Annotated in this window: 16 protein-coding genes; 3 read left to right on the top strand and 13 right to left on the bottom strand. The window is 42.3% G+C overall.

Translation table 11 applies throughout. From position 1 onward, the window contains the following. Nucleotides 1–102 precede the first annotated feature (102 nt). From FLL45_RS18270 to FLL45_RS18225, 10 genes are all read right to left on the bottom strand, one after another. Nucleotides 103–1,431 carry a tetratricopeptide repeat protein gene (locus FLL45_RS18270; protein ID WP_142943496.1) on the bottom strand — a complete coding sequence of 443 codons (1,329 nt, stop codon included), beginning with the start codon at nucleotides 1,429–1,431 and terminating at the stop codon, nucleotides 103–105. Nucleotides 1,432–1,434: 3 nt separating this feature from the next. Beyond that, complete coding sequence (locus tag FLL45_RS18265) at nucleotides 1,435–2,037, bottom strand: energy transducer TonB (protein ID WP_142943495.1); 603 nt, start codon at nucleotides 2,035–2,037, stop codon at nucleotides 1,435–1,437. A 1-nt stretch (nucleotide 2,038) separates the two neighbouring features. Beyond that, nucleotides 2,039–2,449: an ExbD/TolR family protein gene (locus FLL45_RS18260; RefSeq protein ID WP_142943494.1), complete on the bottom strand. Its 411-nt coding sequence runs from the start codon at nucleotides 2,447–2,449 to the stop codon at nucleotides 2,039–2,041. A gap of 31 nt (nucleotides 2,450–2,480) precedes the next feature. Further along, nucleotides 2,481–3,008 (bottom strand): MotA/TolQ/ExbB proton channel family protein, encoded by a 528-nt coding sequence (locus tag FLL45_RS18255; RefSeq protein ID WP_142943493.1) that lies wholly within the window; start codon nucleotides 3,006–3,008, stop codon nucleotides 2,481–2,483. A gap of 2 nt (nucleotides 3,009–3,010) precedes the next feature. Then, complete coding sequence (locus tag FLL45_RS18250) at nucleotides 3,011–4,369, bottom strand: MotA/TolQ/ExbB proton channel family protein (RefSeq protein WP_142943492.1); 1,359 nt, start codon at nucleotides 4,367–4,369, stop codon at nucleotides 3,011–3,013. A 15-nt stretch (nucleotides 4,370–4,384) separates the two neighbouring features. Continuing rightward, nucleotides 4,385–5,161 carry a DUF3450 domain-containing protein gene (locus FLL45_RS18245; RefSeq protein ID WP_142943491.1) on the bottom strand — a complete coding sequence of 259 codons (777 nt, stop codon included), beginning with the start codon at nucleotides 5,159–5,161 and terminating at the stop codon, nucleotides 4,385–4,387. Between the two features lie 501 nt (nucleotides 5,162–5,662). Next, nucleotides 5,663–8,341: a TonB-dependent receptor plug domain-containing protein gene (locus FLL45_RS18240; protein ID WP_210247231.1), complete on the bottom strand. Its 2,679-nt coding sequence runs from the start codon at nucleotides 8,339–8,341 to the stop codon at nucleotides 5,663–5,665. A 156-nt stretch (nucleotides 8,342–8,497) separates the two neighbouring features. Further along, nucleotides 8,498–12,580: a hypothetical protein gene (locus FLL45_RS18235; protein ID WP_142943490.1), complete on the bottom strand. Its 4,083-nt coding sequence runs from the start codon at nucleotides 12,578–12,580 to the stop codon at nucleotides 8,498–8,500. Between the two features lie 407 nt (nucleotides 12,581–12,987). Beyond that, complete coding sequence (locus tag FLL45_RS18230; RefSeq protein ID WP_142943489.1) at nucleotides 12,988–13,182, bottom strand: hypothetical protein; 195 nt, start codon at nucleotides 13,180–13,182, stop codon at nucleotides 12,988–12,990. A gap of 97 nt (nucleotides 13,183–13,279) precedes the next feature. Further along, nucleotides 13,280–13,666, bottom strand: coding sequence for a hypothetical protein (locus tag FLL45_RS18225; protein ID WP_185964537.1), 387 nt, complete (start codon nucleotides 13,664–13,666; stop codon nucleotides 13,280–13,282). 156 nt (nucleotides 13,667–13,822) lie between these two features. On the opposite strand from FLL45_RS18225, the gene FLL45_RS18220 reads away from it, so the two are divergent. Beyond that, a complete protein-coding gene (locus FLL45_RS18220) occupies nucleotides 13,823–14,629 on the top strand; it encodes a helix-turn-helix domain-containing protein (RefSeq protein WP_142943487.1) in 807 nt (268 codons plus the stop codon). Here FLL45_RS18220 and FLL45_RS18215 read toward each other — a convergent pair. Then, complete coding sequence (locus FLL45_RS18215; protein WP_142943486.1) at nucleotides 14,613–15,011, bottom strand: hypothetical protein; 399 nt, start codon at nucleotides 15,009–15,011, stop codon at nucleotides 14,613–14,615. The genes FLL45_RS18220 and FLL45_RS18215 overlap by 17 nt on opposite strands. 145 nt (nucleotides 15,012–15,156) lie before the next feature. Between FLL45_RS18215 and FLL45_RS18210 the strand changes: the two genes are divergently transcribed. Beyond that, on the top strand, nucleotides 15,157–15,876 hold the full coding sequence (locus FLL45_RS18210; RefSeq protein WP_142943485.1) for an alanyl-tRNA editing protein: 720 nt from the start codon (nucleotides 15,157–15,159) through the stop codon (nucleotides 15,874–15,876). Between the two features lie 201 nt (nucleotides 15,877–16,077). After that, complete coding sequence (locus FLL45_RS18205; RefSeq protein ID WP_142943484.1) at nucleotides 16,078–16,575, top strand: SEL1-like repeat protein; 498 nt, start codon at nucleotides 16,078–16,080, stop codon at nucleotides 16,573–16,575. 45 nt (nucleotides 16,576–16,620) lie between these two features. Here FLL45_RS18205 and FLL45_RS18200 read toward each other — a convergent pair whose 3' ends face one another. Together FLL45_RS18200 and FLL45_RS18195 are read right to left on the bottom strand one after the other, a co-directional pair. After that, nucleotides 16,621–16,992 carry a hypothetical protein gene (locus FLL45_RS18200; protein ID WP_142943483.1) on the bottom strand — a complete coding sequence of 124 codons (372 nt, stop codon included), beginning with the start codon at nucleotides 16,990–16,992 and terminating at the stop codon, nucleotides 16,621–16,623. Between the two features lie 33 nt (nucleotides 16,993–17,025). Beyond that, nucleotides 17,026–18,813: an ABC transporter transmembrane domain-containing protein gene (locus FLL45_RS18195; protein WP_142943482.1), complete on the bottom strand. Its 1,788-nt coding sequence runs from the start codon at nucleotides 18,811–18,813 to the stop codon at nucleotides 17,026–17,028. Nucleotides 18,814–18,886: the final 73 nt, after the last annotated feature.

Here is an 18,886-nt window from a genome sequence, read left to right as displayed (position 1 = left end):
CTCAAATGCTTCCTTTTGATATGCAAGTGACAGGTTTTAACAATTCCAGAAACAAAAAACGCCAGCAAAGCTGGCGTTTTGATTATCAATGTTAAGTGGCTATTAAGCGCCTACAGACGACTGCGCTAATTTTAAGCGCTCTTCATTACGCTTTTCTTTCTCCACAAACCGCAACCACTGATCCGCTGTTTTCTTAACGCTTTGCTCTTTTTTTGCCATTTGAAAGCTTTTAATGGCAGAAGCATATTGTTTTAGGTTGTATCTTGCTTTTCCCATCCAAACGTGGACATTTCCAGGATTCTTCAGCTCACCCTTTTTAATCGCGTCTTGTCCCGCTTTGATAGCGTTATCCCAGTCTTCGAGGTTGATATAAACTTCTACTAATCTTGCATCCATATTGCCGTCTTCTGCAATTTTGCTAGCGCTCTTTAGCACCGGAATCGCTTTTGCGTGGTCTTTCGCTGATGACCATGCCTGAGCAAGGAACCGCAAAGTCTGGATATCTTCTTCCAAGGTTCCCGCTGCTAACTGTTCTGTTAAAATTGTTGCAGCTTTAAATGGCGCACCATTGAAGTAATAGAGTTGCGCTAATGCTTTAAAATCCGACTTTTTCTCAATAAATCCTTGCTGATAGGCGGCTTCCATCACTGCCAACTGCTTACGAACTTGGTTCGTTTCACCATACATATTGGCAAGCTCTACCCAGTATTTACCCTTCTGAGGAAATAATCGTACGAGTTTCTCTGAAACTTCAGTGACCTTTTTAGGTTGCTTGAGCTCAAAATGAAGCGCACGCTTTAAGCTTAACCAGTTTTCCTTAGCCACTTTCTTTTCTGCTTCACGATAAGCGATAGCATTATCGATACTTTTGAGACTACCTTGCCAGTCCTTTTGTGCATACAAGATTCTCGCTTTAAAAGCATGCGACTTATCAGTCATTTCGCCTTTGAGATCAGCCCAACGATCAATGTATAACAGTGCATTTCCAAAATCTTGTGCTTGCATGTAGATTTGTGCGATACCGTAAAGCGTTGATAACTCGAACGCTTCTGGAATGTTTTCTTCCGCAATGACTTTTTCAAAAGACTTAACGGCGGCCATTAAATCGTTATCGTTAAAGTGCATAAAACCTTCAAACTGCCATACTTTTGCTTTCTCGTAGGAATTTAATTGTTTCATACGACGCTTTAAGCGATCGATTACTTCAACACTTTCGGCTTTATTACCTTCATCAAGAAACTTCTGTGCTCGCGCGATTTGATTATAGATTTTCTCCCGCATTGCCGGCGTACGCCTAGTTTTCTTTGGCGTTTTCTTTTCGGCTGCGTAAGCGAGATTTCCAAAGGTATCGGTTGATTGAAGACCAATGATAAATCCCGGATTGAACAACACAACTGCAATAACGAGTTTGATAAAGGTAAATTTGCTCATAGGTTATTTATCCAATTTAAAGGTGATTTTTTCATAGATGTTCGGTACTTCTACCGCCTTACCATCTACCTCTTTGGCTTTATATTTATACTTTTTAGCTGCCTCTATTGCTGCTTGATTAAAAATCCCTGCAGGTTCCGCTTCCACTACAACAGGATCACGAACGGTACCTTGTCTGGTCACAGTAAACTTCACGATAACGTAACCCTCAATGCCTCTCGATAGAGCACGACGTGGATACATTGCATTAACTTTTAAGGTATTGATTAGGTCTCCATCCCCAGAGCCCAAATCCAATCCACCACCACTGCCCTCAGCGACATCAAGACCGCTAAAAGCCATGCTTGTTGCATCAGCACTAAAATCTTCCGCCTGCATTGGTGGTTGTTCCATTTGTGGTTGTGGCTCTGGTTTTGGTGGCTTCTTTGGCTTAGGCTTTTTTCGCTCAACAGTTTCGTCTCGCTTGAGACGTACAAAGTCGATAACAGGACCTTTCACCGGATCTTTAATATCAATATCGCTGCCGATGATTAGCTCGCGCATACCCAAAAAGAGTCCACCGGTAATAAAAAATGCAATTAAAGCTGCATTAATAAAACGAGTCATATTACATCTCTTGCGCGGCTATCGAGACATCAAAAACGCCTGCGGCGCGTGACGCATCCATTACTTTAATTAAAGTATCGGTCTTCGAATTTTTATCAGCTTGAATAACCACAGTACCTTGTGGGTTTTCAGCCTTCAGACGTTCAACATTAGCTTGAACCGCGCGCACATCAACACGACGCTTGTTAATCCAAATTTCGCCTTTATCACTGATCGCAATCAGAATATTAGCGCGTTCTTTCTTGACGGCAGTTGCCGCTTCTGGACGATTAACTTCAATCCCTGCTTCTTTAACAAATGAAGCCGTCACGATGAAGAAGATCAGCATGATGAATACAACATCCAACATCGGTGTCATATTAATTTCTGACTCTTCCTCTTCTTGCATTAATTTTGCAAAAGGGGCACGCATTGCACTTTACCTCTAATACTGCCTGAACCGATTAATGGTCCAGGGTTAATTTATCTTCTAATAGCTCGGTTTCTGTTTTTGCAGTCCGCTTCAGCCAAGTTGACGCAAAAACGCCGGACAAAGCACCGACCATTCCAGCCATCGTCGGAATGGTCGCTTTAGACACGCCACTCGCCATTGAGCGAGCATTACCAGAGCCCGACGTTGCCATGACGTCAAACACTTCAATCATTCCAGTCACCGTACCGAGCAAACCCAAAAGTGGGCATAAGGCAACAAACGCTTGGATGGTTGACAGCGAACGATTCAATGACATTTTCGCGCGAGAAATTATCGCATCGCGAATTTGGATGGCATTCCAAGATTCTCTCTCGGCGCGCCCTTTCCATTGCGCAATAATCGCTTTCTTTTCCACTTTATAGGTATGTGTTACATAAAACACGCGCTCTAAAATTAACATCCACATAACAAAAATGAGTATGCCAATGTAATTAAGAACCACACCACCGGCATCGAGAAACTCGCGAATTAAATCAATTGTTTCGCTAATACTCAGCACGATTAGTGCTCCTGTTCAGAACGCTCAGCAATAATTCCAGCACTTTGCTCTTGCAAAATGTGAATAATATTTTTGCTTCGAGTGTTTAACCATGTGAATAACAACACGGTTGGAATCGCTACGATCAAGCCTTGCACTGTAGTCACTAATGCTTGCGAGATACCACCAGCCATAATCTGAGGGTCGCCTGCACCAAACAAGGTAATCATTTGGAAGGTTTTGATCATACCCGTGACCGTTCCTAGAAGACCAAGTAGTGGTGCCACCACCGAGATAATTTTGATAAAATTAATACTACGCGTAAGCTTCGGCATTTCTTTTAAGATTGCTTCGCTGAGTTTAAGCTCTAAAGTATCGGAAGCGACATCTTTATACTTTTCTTTCACCATGAGTACGCGGCCTAATGGGTTATCTTCACGAAGTTCCGTTGATTTTAATTGGCGTTTCACTTTTTGCTCAGTGATAAACAAAACAATGTATCTTTCTAAAGCAATCAAAACAGCAATTAAACCAAGCGCTAGAATAACGTAGCCTACTGCACCACCTTGGTCGATGCGCTCTAAGTCACTCGGCGTTTGGATGAGTGCGCCAAGAATGTTACCGCCGGTTGGATCGAGAGCAAAGCCTGCGTATCCAGAAGTAGTTGATTCAAGTTCAGCAACGGTATCATGGAAACGTGAAACTGGTTGACGAGTCATTACCGCAGCCGACTGTGTATCCGTATTCCACTCTAAGTAATTACCACCTGAAACTAGGTTGAACGTTCCGATACGAATAACAGGTTGTTTTGATTTTTCACCATCAGTCTTAACAACGTCAGTTTCAAATCGACTCACTTTGCCTGATTCTGTCATTTCGCGTTGAAGTTCAAACCAAACACGCTCGATCTCTTCAATAGAAGCAAGTTCAGACGAGTTACCCATTTTTTGCGCCAAGTTAGATAGAAACTCACCACGACCTGGGTACTCAGCAGAAATAACTGAGTTAGAGAACTTGCTAGTAGTGTCACCGGCAACTTGTTGTAATACACCGAATAGCTCTTTCAATGAACCAAGACGTTCATCAAGCGCTCTTTCTAAATTTTCAATTTTCACATCGTTATCACGCGAAGCGACTTCGAGCTCTTCCGATTTTCTTTCTTCTTTGCGCTTATCCGCAACAGCGTCTTTTAATAAACGATCTTGTTCAGTTCGTTTTTGCACAAACTCTTGTTCACGACGCTTGTTTTCTTGTGATTGTTGATATTGACCTTGCTCGAGTTTCTTTAACAAGTCGTCAAGGTTTACACTTTTTTCTGCGGCTATTAGCTGACTCGATGCAAGTACGCCAGCCAGACCGATAACTTTAAATAGAGTTTTCATTGATACTTCCCTAAACTATTCTGCGGCTGATACGGGCACGACAATCATGTCAGGCGCCATTTGTTTTTTTGCCATTCGCAAACCTTTTAAGATATGCGATCTAAAATCGTCATCAAGTGGATCCCAACGACGCTCATTCTGATTCCAGATACCCATTTGCTTGCGATCGCGAGTTTGATATACCAAAGCAACACGTCCAATGCGCAAATAGTTGACTTCTTGCTCACCACTACCGTTACCTAAGCTAGCTAATCCGCTGTATGCTTCAATAGTACGACCGTAATCAACTTCAATTTGATAGGCTTCTAGCACGCGACGGAACTTTTCAGACACTGCAACATCCGCGCGATCCATCATTGTCTCTAATGAGTCGATTCGAGTTTTACGCTCTTCTTCTAAGAAAGGTACATCCAATGCAACAAAGTCTTTTAAACCATCAATCATCCGTAACATTAGTGGTGTAATTTGTCGTTCGATAACGCTAACTTTTTCTATAGAGTCAGATAGTGATTGCATTTGAAGTAGCTGGTTCTCGATTTGGCGAGACATTTGCGCGTTATAAACTTTAAGACCGTCAATCTCTTTGTTGACTGCTTTAAAAGCTTGTAATTTATTGTCGATTTGCTCAGCTAGTCGGTCAATTTTTTGCTGAGAACGCGCGGCAGACTCGTTAATCTTGGCACTTTGATCAACCACTGGTTTTAAGTTAACTTCAGTTGCGACTGAATTGGTCATTATCGTTGTCGCAAAACATGCCGACAAAATAATTAAAAACCGCTTAGGTTTATTCATTTTAAAAAACACCTCTAAAAATTAGATAGACTTCCGTGTCTAGCTATGAGTAATTAATAAGTTTAATCGGAGAAATAAATTACTCGTAGCGTCCAAAACCTTATTTGAAGTTACTCCGACAACTTCAAAAATGACAAAAAAATGACATTCCTATGTAACCCGAAAAAGGTATAAAGGAGTCATTTATTACAATCTGTTTAAATTGATTCAATGAGTTTTCGCGCCGAAAAACCTGAATCCAAGACAATTGACGCTAAAAATCAACCGCCAATTCTAGAGATGAAATATTTCAATTTTTTTACACTTTTATGACACTTATAAGAAAGCCCGTAATATTTAAGATTTTTTCTATACTTATCAGCAAGTTAAAAAATCTCGCTTAGTAATAGTCCGAAACCGATTTTTTGTCATAAATCGAGGGAAAATCGAATACAGAAAAAATAGATAATAAAAAAGGGAAACCCTTGGTTTCCCTTTTTTAAAGCTCAATCTACTCAGCGGTTAGAATTCATGGCTGTATTCAACTGAGAATTCAGTACCAACGGTTTCTCTTAATATATCGACACCTTCCTGCCTAATCGTCTTTTCTTCATCAAGAATGTTTTTCAACTTAACTTTGAAGGTTGAATCATAGGTCGGATACCAAGTATAAACGGCATCAAGTGAATCGAATGACAACTCTTCAGCATCTTCGAAGCCATTAACACCTGGAACAATGATTCGTGGACCAAAAACATTGTAAACAAGGGTCGCGGCGTGTTCACCATCAAGTGAGTCCCAACCCAGCTGTAAGTTAACAACCCACTCTGAGTGTCCGATTAAACGACGGCTGTTGTTTGTGATTACTGAAGTAACACTTTCAGTAGTATTCAAAGCTTCTTTTAATTGCTCTTCAAACAAACACAATGTATTGGGATCGTTATCAGAACAAATATTTACCTCTGACTCAGATACTGTGAAGTTACCAGAAGCAAAGAAGTTAGCATACTCGTCACCCAAAAAAGAGAAATCTTTTAAGAATTCTACTTCAAGACCGAAGACTTCACCGTCACTTGCGTTAGCAGTTAATAGCTGCGGTGCGCCCTCAGTTGCACTTGGTAATTCAATTTGTTCAATTGGGTTAGTGATGTCTTTGTAGAAAAAGGCAACCGATAGGTTCTCACCAGTTTCCATATACCATTCCCAACGGAAATCGAAGTTATCAATATCTGAACCTTGCAAAGAAGTCGAACCACGGACCAAGAACTCCGTTAATGGATCAATATAGAAGCTAGTTGAAACATCACGGAAGTCAGGACGAATCGTTGTTTGACTGACGTTAAAACGCAGCTGCATTTCAGAATCGATTGAGTAAGTGACAGCAAACGAACCAAACACATCATCTTCGGCTAATGGTAATTCGGCTATTTCTTCACCTTCAACCGAGAAGAAATTGGAATGTGGTTGGAATGGCACTGAAACCTGACGGAAATCTTCGTAACGCAATCCGCCTGTAACTCTCCACTCAGCACCAATTTCTGCACTCGCCATAAAGTAATATGCGTCGTTTAATGTTGCTGCGATATACTTATCACCATCGGCGGTTGTATCGTCTAAGCGTACCGTAAAATCCGCCTGACTTAGGTTGCCATCAGAAAAGATCTGAGAGAAATCACTACCGGGCAAAAACTGGGCTGGGATTGAGAAAGTTTGTACGGTAATTCCAATATTCTCAGCGTTACGCTGCTTATCAATAAAGTCAACACCGGCTTTTAACTCTAAGTTCCAATCGTCGAAGTAGAAAGGAATGGAAACATTGCCCCCCCAGTTTTCAACTTCGTCGTCTAATTTTTGGAATGAGTAGGTCGTGTTAATATCACGCGCTAGTTGTGATGTAAAACCGCTACCCGCTCTATCCAACCGGAAAGTTGTTTCAAATCCGCCGGGTGCAAAACGTTCAGTTTCACTGCGACTGTAGTACCAGTCTACGCCAACGTTGTACCATTCAGGGAAGTTGTGGCGACCTTTTAATTGATTAGAGAAGAGTTCTCGCTCTTCGTAAAGAATGTCGACTTTACGACGAGACTCATCAGGCTCATTAATCGTGTTTGTGTTTTCGAACTGACGATCACGTAAACGATCTTTAGTATCTTTTAAGTAAATGTTATTGAATTCGAAGCTATGATTTGCATCAAAGTCATAACCGAAATTAAGGAGACCACTCCACTTTACTTCATGTTCAGTTGAAGCACCGTCTGCAAACTCATTGATTCGAATTTGGCCGCCTGAGCTTGCTAAGTTATTAACATTTCGCTCATTGCCAACTTGCCATTCGTTCTTATAGGAAACCGCAGCAAGAAAGCCAAATTGAGACTCGTCAGCAACATCGATCTTGTCACCAAAAGTCACGTTAAAGCCAATATCGGGATCAACTGATTCTGCTCTAGCAGAAATGTCTCTGTTTAAAGTCCCTAATAAAGCCACTGACTCTGGGCCACTTAAGGTGCTAATATCACCCGCTTGAAACGCTTGTTCAAAAGCAGCCGGTAATTCACGAGTACCATCATCAGAACCGATAGAATCGTCACCGCCACCTGCATACCAAGGCGATTTTTCATTATCAAAGTTGTAGCCTAACTTGCCACCAATTTTAAAAATGCTTTCATTAGGAATCGACTTTGTACGGATATTGACATTACCACCCGCAAAATATGCAGGTAAGTCAGGAGAATAAGATTTTTGGACACTTAAACTTTCAATAACCGACGACGGAAATAAATCGAGTGGCAAAACCGAACGCGTCGGATCGGGACTAGGAACCGAAGCCGCATTTAATAATGTGCTTGAGTATCTTTCACCGAGACCACGAATATAAATAAACTTTCCGTCGACTAAAGTTAAACCTGTAACCCGACGCAATGCAGATGCAGCATCGCCGTCACCCGTTCGAGAAATTTGTTCTGAACCTAAAATATCAGCAACAAACGCTTGATCTTTACGCTCACCTAATACTGCTTGTGCACTTCCTTGCAAACGACTGCCAGTGACAACCGTCTCTTCCATTTCTATATCTTGTAAATCTTCTTCAGCCGCTTCTGCTTCAGCCGCGTTTACCCCTAAAGAAAACCCACCTGCCATTAACGCCAAGCAAACCGCTCGGTAAACCTTGCTTGGCATTTGTGATTTGTGTTTTTTTATCATGGCTTACTCCGATAAGTTACTAATTAGCAACCCACTTTAATAACCTTTAAAAAATCGGTTAAGGCACTTTATGTAGTGATGCTACAAAGTGCCTTATCCTTTTCGTTAATCAATATTTATTGATTTCAATGATTGGTAACTTTAAGTTGGCTTGAATTACTCTAATCCAACTGTTACCCAACCCGCAGTCCAATCATTGTCTGAACCGACGGCACCAACAAAGTCAGTGGTGTCGAACCAACTATCAACTGCATTCATGTCTGCAGCAGCGTTAGCGGTGTTAGTGACATAACCTGTTACGGCATCAGCTTGAGTTGCTTCTACCGCATTACCAGTTTGTGCAAGGAACCAAGCTTCAACTGTATCGCCAGAGGTATTGGCTGTACCTTTGAAGTTTTCACCATTTTCACAAGCAACCACCGAGTTAATCATGGTTAACTCACCCGCTTCCGCGTTGGCTTGAGTTTCAGCGAAGCTATCGATTTCTAAACATTCACCCATGCCAGCTGGACCAGTGATAATGAAGTTGTAAAGGTCACCTGAAGTACCGTGACGTAACAATACACCTTCTGAATCAGTGTTAGCCGCACCAATGATTGTGAAGTTAGCAACCGTTGGTTTAGTCATCGGCGTTGCAGCTGGGAAGTCTTCGCTGTTGTCACCCTCAATACCGCGGTTTGCAAAAGCTGCATCGTGCTTAATCAATACATATTGTGCACGACCCGTCCAACCGAATGCCCAGTCGAAGCTGTCGTCACCGTTAGCTGTTAGAACTAAGTGACGTACGTCAACCGTACCACCGAAGAACTCAACACCATCGTCAAGGTTTTCGTGAACTTGGATGTAATCAACCGTGGTACCGTTACCAACACCAGCGAATGAAATACCGTTAAGCTCATCACCTGAACCGAGTGCGTTACCTGCATGCTTAACAACAACGTAACGAAGCGTTCCAGAGTTATCTGCAGGGTCGTCACCACCATAAAGGCCAGCATCACCTTCTGCATTGATTCCGCAGTTTGCTAACTCAGTCGCATCGGCAACGTCATCACCGTTACCGTCACAGAGGTTTACTGGTGCGTTGCCCAGAAGTACTAATCCACCCCATTGACCAATACCGGTTGCTTGACCAGTCATGTCTTGGATAGAAGTCATAATGATTGGCGAAGAAGCTGAACCAAGTGCTTCGATTTTCGAACCACGACGGGCAACTAAGAAGTCATCACCCGTTTCGCCGATCAAAGTTGTACCAGGCTCGATGTAAAGCGTGGTGTTATCTGCATTGTCATTGCCAACTGCAGTACGACCCTTCATGATCCAGTGCTTATCGTTAGTTAAAACAACATCAGTTGTGAAGACAACGTCTGTGTTTAACAAGTAAACAGGCTTGTCGGTAATTGCTGGGTAAGTTGCAGAAGCGTCAGTTGCAAGACCTTGAGCATCAGCTGCAGTTACGTTGCTTGGGATACCAGTATCGATACCGAAAGCCCAACCGTCCATCCAGTTAGTGTTACCGTCGAAAGCACCGATGTAATCAGTCGCTTTGAACCAGTCGTCATCGGCCGATAAATCATAGCCAGCACCAAGTAATGGCGAACCTGATTTTGGCGTGAAACCGTCTGCTAACATTTGCAATGCTTCTGCATTGTCGAAAGCTGAGTTACCCGTTTGCGCGAGGAACCAATCTTCAACAGTATCGCCAGAAGTATTTGCCGTACCTTTGAAGTTCTCGCCGTTCTCACAAGCCACTACTGAGTGAGTCATGATAAGGCTACCGTCTTCTGCGTTAGCACGAGTTTCTGGGAAGCTGTCAATTTCTAAACACTCACCCATTCCGGCAGGTCCGGTGATAACGAAGTTGCGTAAGATACCCGCAGTACCGTGACGAAGCAGTACACCTTCAGAGTCTTCGCTTGGTGCATTGTTACCACGAACTGTTACGTTAGCAACCGTTGGTGAAGTTAGCGGAGCTGCACCTGGGAAGTCTTCACTGTTGTCAGACTCAAAACCACGATTAGCAGCTGTATCGTTATGCTGTACATAAACGAATTGTGCACGACCAGTCCAACCGAATGCCCAATCAAAGCTGTCGTCGCCGTTACCCGTTAGAACTACGTGACGGACATCAACGGTACCACCGAAGAACTCAACACCATCGTCAAGATTTTCGTGAACTTGGATGTAGTCAACTGTTGTACCAGAACCGACACCAGCGAAAGAGATACCGTTAAGTTCATCGCCAGAGCCTAAAGAGTTACCAGCGTGCTTAACAATAACGAATTTTAAAGTACCAGAGTTATCAGTCGGGTCATCACCACCGTATAGGCCGGCATCACCCTCTGCATTGATACCACAGTTCGCTAACTCAGTCGCATCAGCAAGGTCATCGCCATTACCGTCACAAAGGTTAACCGGTGCGTTCCCAAGAAGCACTAATCCACCCCATTGGCCAATGCCAGTTTCTTGACCAGTTACATCTTGAACCGAAGTCATTACGATCGGTGCACCAACCGTTCCAACTGCTTCAATTTTCGAACCACGACGAGCGACTAAAAAGTCGTCTCCGGTTTCACCGAAGATAGTTGTTCCGGCTTCGATATAAAGCGTCGTATTGTCAGCATTGTCGTTACCGACCGCTGTACGACCTTTTAATACCCAGTGAGCATCATTAGTTAGCGTAACGTCTGCAGTAAAAGTCGTATCTGTTGCAAGCTTGTAAACAGGCTTATCAGTAATTTCAGGATACTCAGCAGATGCGTTAGTCGCTAGACCTTGCTGTAATGCATTTTGAACGTCAGCTGGGAATCCGCCGCGAACGCCAACAGTCCAACCTTCCATCCAGTTGTTAGTACCATCGAAAGCACCAATATAATCAGTTGAATCGAACCAAGCATCAACCGTTGAAGCGTCAATACCAGCCCCTAAAAGTGGTGAACCAACCAATGGAACGTAACCATTTAGATCTAGGTTAAGTGCAGCGCTGCCATCGAATGCTAAGTTACCTGATTGACCTAAGAACCATTCTTCAGTTGTTAATGTATCCGTTGCATTACCTTTGAAGTTTTCACCGTTGTCACAAGCCACAACAGAGTTGGTCATAATCAACGCGCCAGAAGCCGCATTTGCACGAGTCTCAGGGAAGCTATCAACTTCCAAACACTCACCCATGCCGGCAGGACCTGTGATGACAAAGTTGTGTAATCGACCTGCGGTACCATGGCGAAGTAAAACACCTTCTGAATCTTCATCAGGAACATTACCACCAACAATTGTTACGTTAGAAACCATTGGATCGGTAAGGGGTGTTGCCGTTGGGAAGTCTTCACTGTTATCAGACTCAAACCCGCGGTTAGCGAATACGTCGTTGTGTTGAATGTATACGTACTGTGCACGACCACTCCAGCCAAATGCCCAGTCAAAGCTGTCATCACCGTTGCCAGTTAATACAACGTGTTTAACATTTACTGTACCACCAAAAAACTCGACACCGTCGTCAAGGTTTTCGTGAACTTGAATGAAATCTACTTCTGTTGCATCACCAACACCGGCAAACGTAATACCGTTAAGTTCATCACCTGAACCAAGTGCATTACCTGCGTGTTTAACAACAACATAGCGAAGCGTACCTGAATCATCGTTAGGATTGTCTCCACCGTAAAGACCCGCGTCGCCTTCTGCGTTAATTGAGCAGTTAGCAAGCTCTGTCGCGTCAGCGACATTATCACCGTCACCATCGCAAAGATTTGCCGGTGCGTTACCAAGAAGGACTAAACCGCCCCATTGGCCGATACCTGTTTGTGCACCAGTAACATCCTCAAAAGAAGTCATTGTGATTGGCGCCGCCGCTGTACCTGCAGCATTGATTTGAGAGTCACGGCGAACCACTAAGAAGTCATCACCACTACGACCCATAATTGTAGTACCGGCTTCGATACTCAAGGTTGCTGAGTTGGCTCTATCTTCACCAACTGCAACTCTTCCGTTTAGTACCCACAATGCATCATTAGATAGAGTCGCATTAGCAGTTAAAGTCCCTGACAATTCACAGACGTTGTCAAAGCTACCGATTGCGGTTAGCTGAGTCGCAAAACTTGGACATTGAAATCCAACTGGCGGCTGAACCACTGGCGGTTGAACAACTTCATCCCCTTCTTGAATGGTAATGTCTCCGCCACCACAGCCAGTTAGCGCAAATACGCCAGCCACTGCACCGACTGAGAGCAATCGAGTAAATTTCATATTATTCTCCAAAACGGATTTATTAGATTGTTAAAAAAACTGGGGTAGGGTAGCGAAGGTAAATTTCAAAAAGATTACAAAAGATGACAGTTTGATGACATCTCAAGAGAGTGATTTTTAACTACTTATAAAATAACAGCTTAGCTAAAAAAGTTAATCCACAGCCGCAGCAATCTCGAGCAGCAGTTGACGTACGGAGAATTTTTTTGAAACTACTTGCAGCGGAAATGCAGCGAAAACATTTTTACATGACAGATTTATTACCAAGAATCTGATTGTTTTCGCGCTTATTGTGACAATATTTAATCAATGTTAATTTTCTGTCATAAAGCAAATTTTCTGTCATTAAAAGCGCTAAACTCTTGGGACAATCGATCGTTTTGACGCCATTGAAATCGCCAAATAATCTAGATTGATGACTTATTGATATGTTTTTTATTGGCCAATGCAAATTGACTTTCAATGTCACCAGACTCTAGCCGCTGCTGGATATAACTTTCGATTTCTTTAACCCTTTCTGGAAACTTCAGATGATCAATATGAGTAAGAGCATCCTGGAGCTCTGTTAGGGTGTAGGTCTCATAACTGGGGGAAACAGACATTATATTCTCGCTTGTTGAGCAACAACATTGATAAAATGCTGCGCAAAGTATAACACAAATGTGACAAGTAGAGCGCTGTCGGTTTTAACCCAAATCACTAAGTTAATTTGATCGAATCTGTTAACAATCTATTCTGAATTTCGCTAAATCCAGCAACAATCACAGCGACCAACATGACTATTGTGATTCCTATGAGATTTAAATAATTACTCGCAAAAACTAGCAAGACGATTGAACCAACCACCCAACTTCGATCCATGTAGACAATCTCTTTGACCAATTTTGGGTTATTGGTCTTTAACGCGACCCAGGCAACAAAGACCGCAAATGGTATTAAGCCAAACCCTATAAACTCTAATACAAGCGGCGAAAAGCTCCCCATATAGCCGGCGATTAACTCGGAAAAAACAATTAAGTCAAATGCACAAACTACTGAAAAACTTGCATTCAAAAACAACACTTTTCTTAATGATATATTTTTCATCATTGATTCCTCAATTTGAGTGTTAATAATATTGACGCTTAAAGAATCGATTATTCCGTGCAGAGTTTCCATTACCTTTGAGGTAATGTTGTTGAAAAGAGATCGATGTAATACTCTTGTTGGATAGCTTGAAGTCAGTGAAATATCGGAGAACTAATGAATCATTTCGGCTCACTTATCAAAGATTGGCGCAAAACTCGAGGACTTAGTCAGATGGAATTAGGGTTTGAAGCGGACATATCGAGTAAGCATATCAGCTTCTTGGAAACAGGGCGGTCACAGCCCAGTCGTGAGATGATAATCCGCTTATCTAACTCGCTTGATATTCCGCTAAGCGAACGAAATGTCTTATTTTCAGCAGCTGGGTTTTCAGAGGCCTACACTCGCAGCGATATTACTCAGCCAGAAATGGCGCCGGTAAAACAAGCACTAGAAATCATGCTCTCAAACCACGAACCCTATCCTGCCGTCGTTTTTGACTGGGACTGGAATATTGTCATGATGAATCAAACCAACCTCCTAATGAGTGATTTCATTAAACAACTCCAACCCAACTTTCCGCAAACTAATAATATTTTAGAAATGCTGTTTGATCCAAATGGGTTTAGACCGTTTGTGAAAAACTGGCAAGAAGTTGCCTGTGTTTTGTTGCAACGACTTCATCGAGAGAAAATAATGTATCAGGACAGACACTCAGGGTTACTGGAAAAACTAATGTCTTATCCCGGCGTGCCTGATCGCTGGAAAAATATGTCAGCGCACCAAGAGTCCCAGCCAATGGTTGATGTAATACTTGAGATCAATAATCAAACGCTTCGTTTTTTCTCAACACTGGCTTCATTTGGAACCCCAATCGATATAACGATGCAGGAATTGACCATTGAGAGCTACTTTCCAAGTGATGAAGCGACCAAAGCATTTTTCGTCAATTTACCCCAATTAATTGCTAACCAAACTCGATAAGATCGGGCTTACAATAGCCTTTTTTTGCCAAATCACTGTTAAGCAATGAGGGTGAATAATAACGAAGAATTTGCGACCTTAAATCCACGACTAAATCACGATTTTTATTCACAAAGTCTGCGAAATCATCATATGACTGAGTAGTTAGTCGATGAGCAATCATTCGGACGGTGAACTCGGTAAGCGTATGGTGAAACTTATCTTTCGCACCAAGACTTACAGCGTAGCTTTTAATACCCTCACAAACCTTTCTAATTGCGACCTTGCAGCTAAACCTATTGAGATAAAGCCAAGCTATTCTTAAGTGTCCTTGGTGATCAAAATAAGCGCTCGGTAGCGAGTGATTTTCAAATTGTGTGAGAAATTGACTGTCTGATAGCATTATTCAAAACCAATAATTTAAAACTAATATTTTTAACCCAGCAACACAATAAACCCTATAGTTATAGACAGGTCAAGGCGACTAAATTGAATTGCTTGAACGATTACTTACTCCTACAATGCAACAAAACTATTGAGGGATTTCTATGACAATTGCGCTATTTGCAGACGATGCCTACCTTAAAGCTTGCCAAGCTAAGGTCACTGCAATCAACGAAAGAGGCGGCATTATCTTAGACCAGACGGTGTTTTATCCAACCGGGGGTGGCCAGCCGGGTGACTCCGGCACTCTATCAATCGATGGTCGGACTATCAACATCGCTACAACCATCAAGGATCGCGATACAGGTGAAATAGTCCATGTGCCAGCAGACAACCAGCCAGAGCTAATGATTGGCGAAAACGTTCAAGCTAGTATTGATTGGCAACGACGTTATCTGCATATGCGTATGCATACCGCATTGCATCTTTTGTGTTCTGTCATACCTTGCGGTGTAACCGGCGGACAAATTGGTGAAGCCAAAAGTCGCCTAGATTTCGATATTGGGGAGGCATCACTCGATAAACAGGCCATTAGTGAAGCATTACAGGCTTTGGTCAATCAAAATCTTACGGTAACCACCCAATGGATAACCGACCAGGAGCTCGACCAATCACCTGACCTTGTGAGAACCATGTCAGTGCAACCCCCAAAAGGAGCGGGCAAGGTTCGCCTGTTAAAAATCGGCGACACTGTTGATTTACAACCGTGCGGTGGAACCCACGTCAAAAACACCGCTGAAATTGGCGCATTAAAAGTTTCAAAAATTGAAAATAAGGGCAAACGCAACCGCCGGGTGAATATTATTTGGGATGGTGTTCGATAAATCGAAGCTTTTAACGACGGGAGCGGCAAGATATCCACTGTTGAGGCGCTTTTTGTTCCAACAGCATGCGTCTAATTGTCAGCTTTTGTAAAAATATTTTACTGATTCCTAATTTTACAATTTTAGTTACATCTATCGCGAAGTTAGTTACGTATTAATAGTCATACTATTTGGCGACTAACTTATAGAAGGTAACTACCCGTGAAGAATTTATTAATTTGTGCAGCATTTGCTACAGGACTCGCTGGTTTCAACGCTAACGCCGCGAGTGCTATTGAAGTTGAAAATTATGAGCGTGCTTACGAATTAGGTAACGCAGCGATTAAAAACGAGAACTATGACAAAGCTTATACACATTTAAGAGCCGCCTCTGAAATGGGCAATAAAGTTGCGCAGTTTTCACTCGCATTAATGTACATGGAAGGCAAAGGTGTTAAACAAAATTACACCGAAGCTTACTTATGGCTCAACGTTGCTTCTGAAGCCGATGAACGAAAGTGGCGTAAAGTCAGAGACCAAATCAAAGATGCCCTATCGGAACAGCAAAAAGTCGCACTTCAACCTTATGTCGATGACTATCTCGGAAAATATGGTGCAGAGGCACAGGAAGTCAGTTGTTACAAAAAAGCACCAACGGGAAGTCGAATCAAACGCATGACTTGTGTGAAACAAATCGACGCGCATGAGCGACGACTGTAAGACTAACTTATATAAAATAAATAAGCGCACCATGAGTGCGCTTTTTTATTTGGCATAGATTCCCAGCCATATTAAAAACATTCGTATCGATAACAGTATTGCCGCGATCGATATCATCACAAACAAAATACTGAGAATATGATAGAAGCCTCTCTTAATTCTCACTTTTAGCCGTTTAAGAATTTTTTCAGAAGGATCTGGAATAGCAGGTACATTAGGAAACAGTTGCGCTATTGAATAAAGCAACATACTCCAAATAAAGCCCATAATACTTGGAATAATATAGACATCGCTTTCTTTCGTGTTTTCATTCAATATTGAAAAGCCCAGTAAAGCGAGAAAGCCACTCCCAAAGAGTATCGCAAGTCCTTTAGTCCATCCGAGTTTTAAAGATAAACGAGAGAAAAAATTTAACATTCAAGTTAACCATGTTAGGGTGATTCAACTAAACTACTCTATCGCCTCGTTGGTGCGCTTAAATTGCAATTCACTGAGTCTTTTATAAAGCGCAGATTCTTTAATTAACTGGTTATGGTTTCCAGTGGCGATAATAGCGCCTTTATCCATCAGTACAATTTGATCAGCATGAACAACCGTCGCCAGTCGATGAGCAATAATTAGCGTTGTTCTACCTTTCATTAGTTCATTCAATGCGGCTTGAACATGATGTTCACTTTCAGCATCAAGTGCACTAGTAGCCTCATCGAGTAAGAGGACTTCGGGGTCTTTTAAGATCGCTCTTGCTAATGCAATTCTCTGCTTCTGTCCGCCCGAAAGTCTGACGCCTTGTTCACCTAAAAAGCTGTCATAACCATCAGGTAACATCGACACAAACTCATGAGCATGAGCTTTCTTAGCAGCGGCAATTACCTCTTCCCTCGTTGCCTCTGGTCGACCATAGCGAATGTTGTGCCACACATCGCTACTAAATAAAATCGGATGCTGCGGAACAACGCCCATGTGTTTCCTTAGATCGGTCGGATTAAGTTTTGTTAACGGGGCATTGTTAAATCGTATTTCACCATCTTGAGGATCATAGAAACGTTGTAATAATTCAAACAACGTTGTTTTTCCAGCACCAGACGGACCAACTAACGCAATTACTTTGCCTTTTTCAATACCAAGATCAATATTTATCAACGCGGGATCATCTGGTCTGGACGGATAACGGAAGCTTACGGCGCTAAATCGAATGACCTCTTTCGCTTGACTATCCATTGTTGCTAGCTTGAGTGGTACGCGTATTTCACTTTCAACCGCCATCAGATCAATAAGCCGCTCAGCAGAACCTGCAGCTCTTTGAAGTTCTCCATAAACTTCAGCGATGGTCGCAAATGACATCGCTACCATAATTGCATAAAAAACAAATGCCGCTAACTCTCCAGCAGTGATCACACCATCAAGAACATCACTGCCACCAACCCACAGCATGACACTAATCGCGCAATAGGATAAAAGTATTGCTGCAGCAATCAAAACTGAGCGTTGTTTTATTCGCTTTTTTGCAACTTCAAATGCGTTTTCGGCTTCTTGGCCGAATGCTGCTTTTTCTTGAGTCTCATGAGTGTAGCTTTGTACTACTTTGATATTCTGAATAATCTCGCCAGCATAGGTGCTAATATCAGCAATACTATCTTGGCTCTTTTTCGCTAATGTTCTGACCTTTTTGCCATAAAACATCATCGGTAATAAAACAACCGGAACCGAGCCGATTACGATGAGCGACAGCTTCAAATTGGTAACCAATAACATGATTAAACCGCCAACTAACATCAACGCACTTCTCAACGCCATCGAAAAAGAGGATCCGATGATTGATTGTAATAGCGTCGTGTCAGTTGTAAGTCGAGACATCAGCTCACCACTACGATTCTCTTCAAAATAGCTTGGGTGCAAACTGACGAGTTGATTAAAGACTTTTTTGCGAATATCAGCACTGACCCGCTCGCCTAGCCATGACATGAGATAAAAGCGAGTAAAAGTTCCTATGGCTAATAAAGCAATCATAACAATAATAACCCCAATTGCGTTTGCTAATTGTGCCTTGGAGCCCTCGACAAACCCACTGTCAATCACCAAGCGAACCCCTTGTCCAAGCGATAAGCTGACAGCCGCAGTGAACAATAATGCAATTAATGCCGCTGCCAACATCTTTTTATAGGACAGCACAAAAGCAAAAATAGGGAGTAAATTTTTTAAGGATTTTTTGACTTTTTCGTCGTCTTTTATTTCGGGCATTGGAAGGGTTACTTGGAAGCGTTTTTATTAGTTAATACTTTTACCCTAAAGATGATTAATCCGCTACTACTTA

Origin of the sequence: Aliikangiella marina (assembly GCF_007004765.1) — a bacterium.
Lineage (GTDB): Bacteria > Pseudomonadota > Gammaproteobacteria > Enterobacterales > Kangiellaceae > Aliikangiella > Aliikangiella marina.
Note: the sequence above shows the minus strand (reverse complement) of the source record. Positions and strands in the feature narration are given on the sequence as shown.

What these genes read in the sequence shown, in the direction of transcription:
- FLL45_RS18265 (WP_142943495.1), bottom strand. Translation starts at nt 2,037, where the DNA reads ATGACTCGTTTTATTAATGCAGCTTTAATTGCATTTTTTATTACCGGT.
- FLL45_RS18230 (WP_142943489.1), bottom strand. Translation starts at nt 13,182, where the DNA reads ATGTCTGTTTCCCCCAGTTATGAGACCTACACCCTAACAGAGCTCCAG.
- FLL45_RS18195 (WP_142943482.1), bottom strand. Translation starts at nt 18,813, where the DNA reads ATGCCCGAAATAAAAGACGACGAAAAAGTCAAAAAATCCTTAAAAAAT.
- FLL45_RS18215 (WP_142943486.1), bottom strand. Translation starts at nt 15,011, where the DNA reads ATGCTATCAGACAGTCAATTTCTCACACAATTTGAAAATCACTCGCTA.
- FLL45_RS18260 (WP_142943494.1), bottom strand. Translation starts at nt 2,449, where the DNA reads ATGCGTGCCCCTTTTGCAAAATTAATGCAAGAAGAGGAAGAGTCAGAA.
- FLL45_RS18235 (WP_142943490.1), bottom strand. Translation starts at nt 12,580, where the DNA reads ATGAAATTTACTCGATTGCTCTCAGTCGGTGCAGTGGCTGGCGTATTT.
- FLL45_RS18225 (WP_185964537.1), bottom strand. Translation starts at nt 13,666, where the DNA reads ATGAAAAATATATCATTAAGAAAAGTGTTGTTTTTGAATGCAAGTTTT.
- FLL45_RS18245 (WP_142943491.1), bottom strand. Translation starts at nt 5,161, where the DNA reads ATGAATAAACCTAAGCGGTTTTTAATTATTTTGTCGGCATGTTTTGCG.
- FLL45_RS18270 (WP_142943496.1), bottom strand. Translation starts at nt 1,431, where the DNA reads ATGAGCAAATTTACCTTTATCAAACTCGTTATTGCAGTTGTGTTGTTC.
- FLL45_RS18240 (WP_210247231.1), bottom strand. Translation starts at nt 8,341, where the DNA reads ATGATAAAAAAACACAAATCACAAATGCCAAGCAAGGTTTACCGAGCG.
- FLL45_RS18200 (WP_142943483.1), bottom strand. Translation starts at nt 16,992, where the DNA reads ATGTTAAATTTTTTCTCTCGTTTATCTTTAAAACTCGGATGGACTAAA.
- FLL45_RS18220 (WP_142943487.1), top strand. Translation starts at nt 13,823, where the DNA reads ATGAATCATTTCGGCTCACTTATCAAAGATTGGCGCAAAACTCGAGGA.
- FLL45_RS18210 (WP_142943485.1), top strand. Translation starts at nt 15,157, where the DNA reads ATGACAATTGCGCTATTTGCAGACGATGCCTACCTTAAAGCTTGCCAA.
- FLL45_RS18250 (WP_142943492.1), bottom strand. Translation starts at nt 4,369, where the DNA reads ATGAAAACTCTATTTAAAGTTATCGGTCTGGCTGGCGTACTTGCATCG.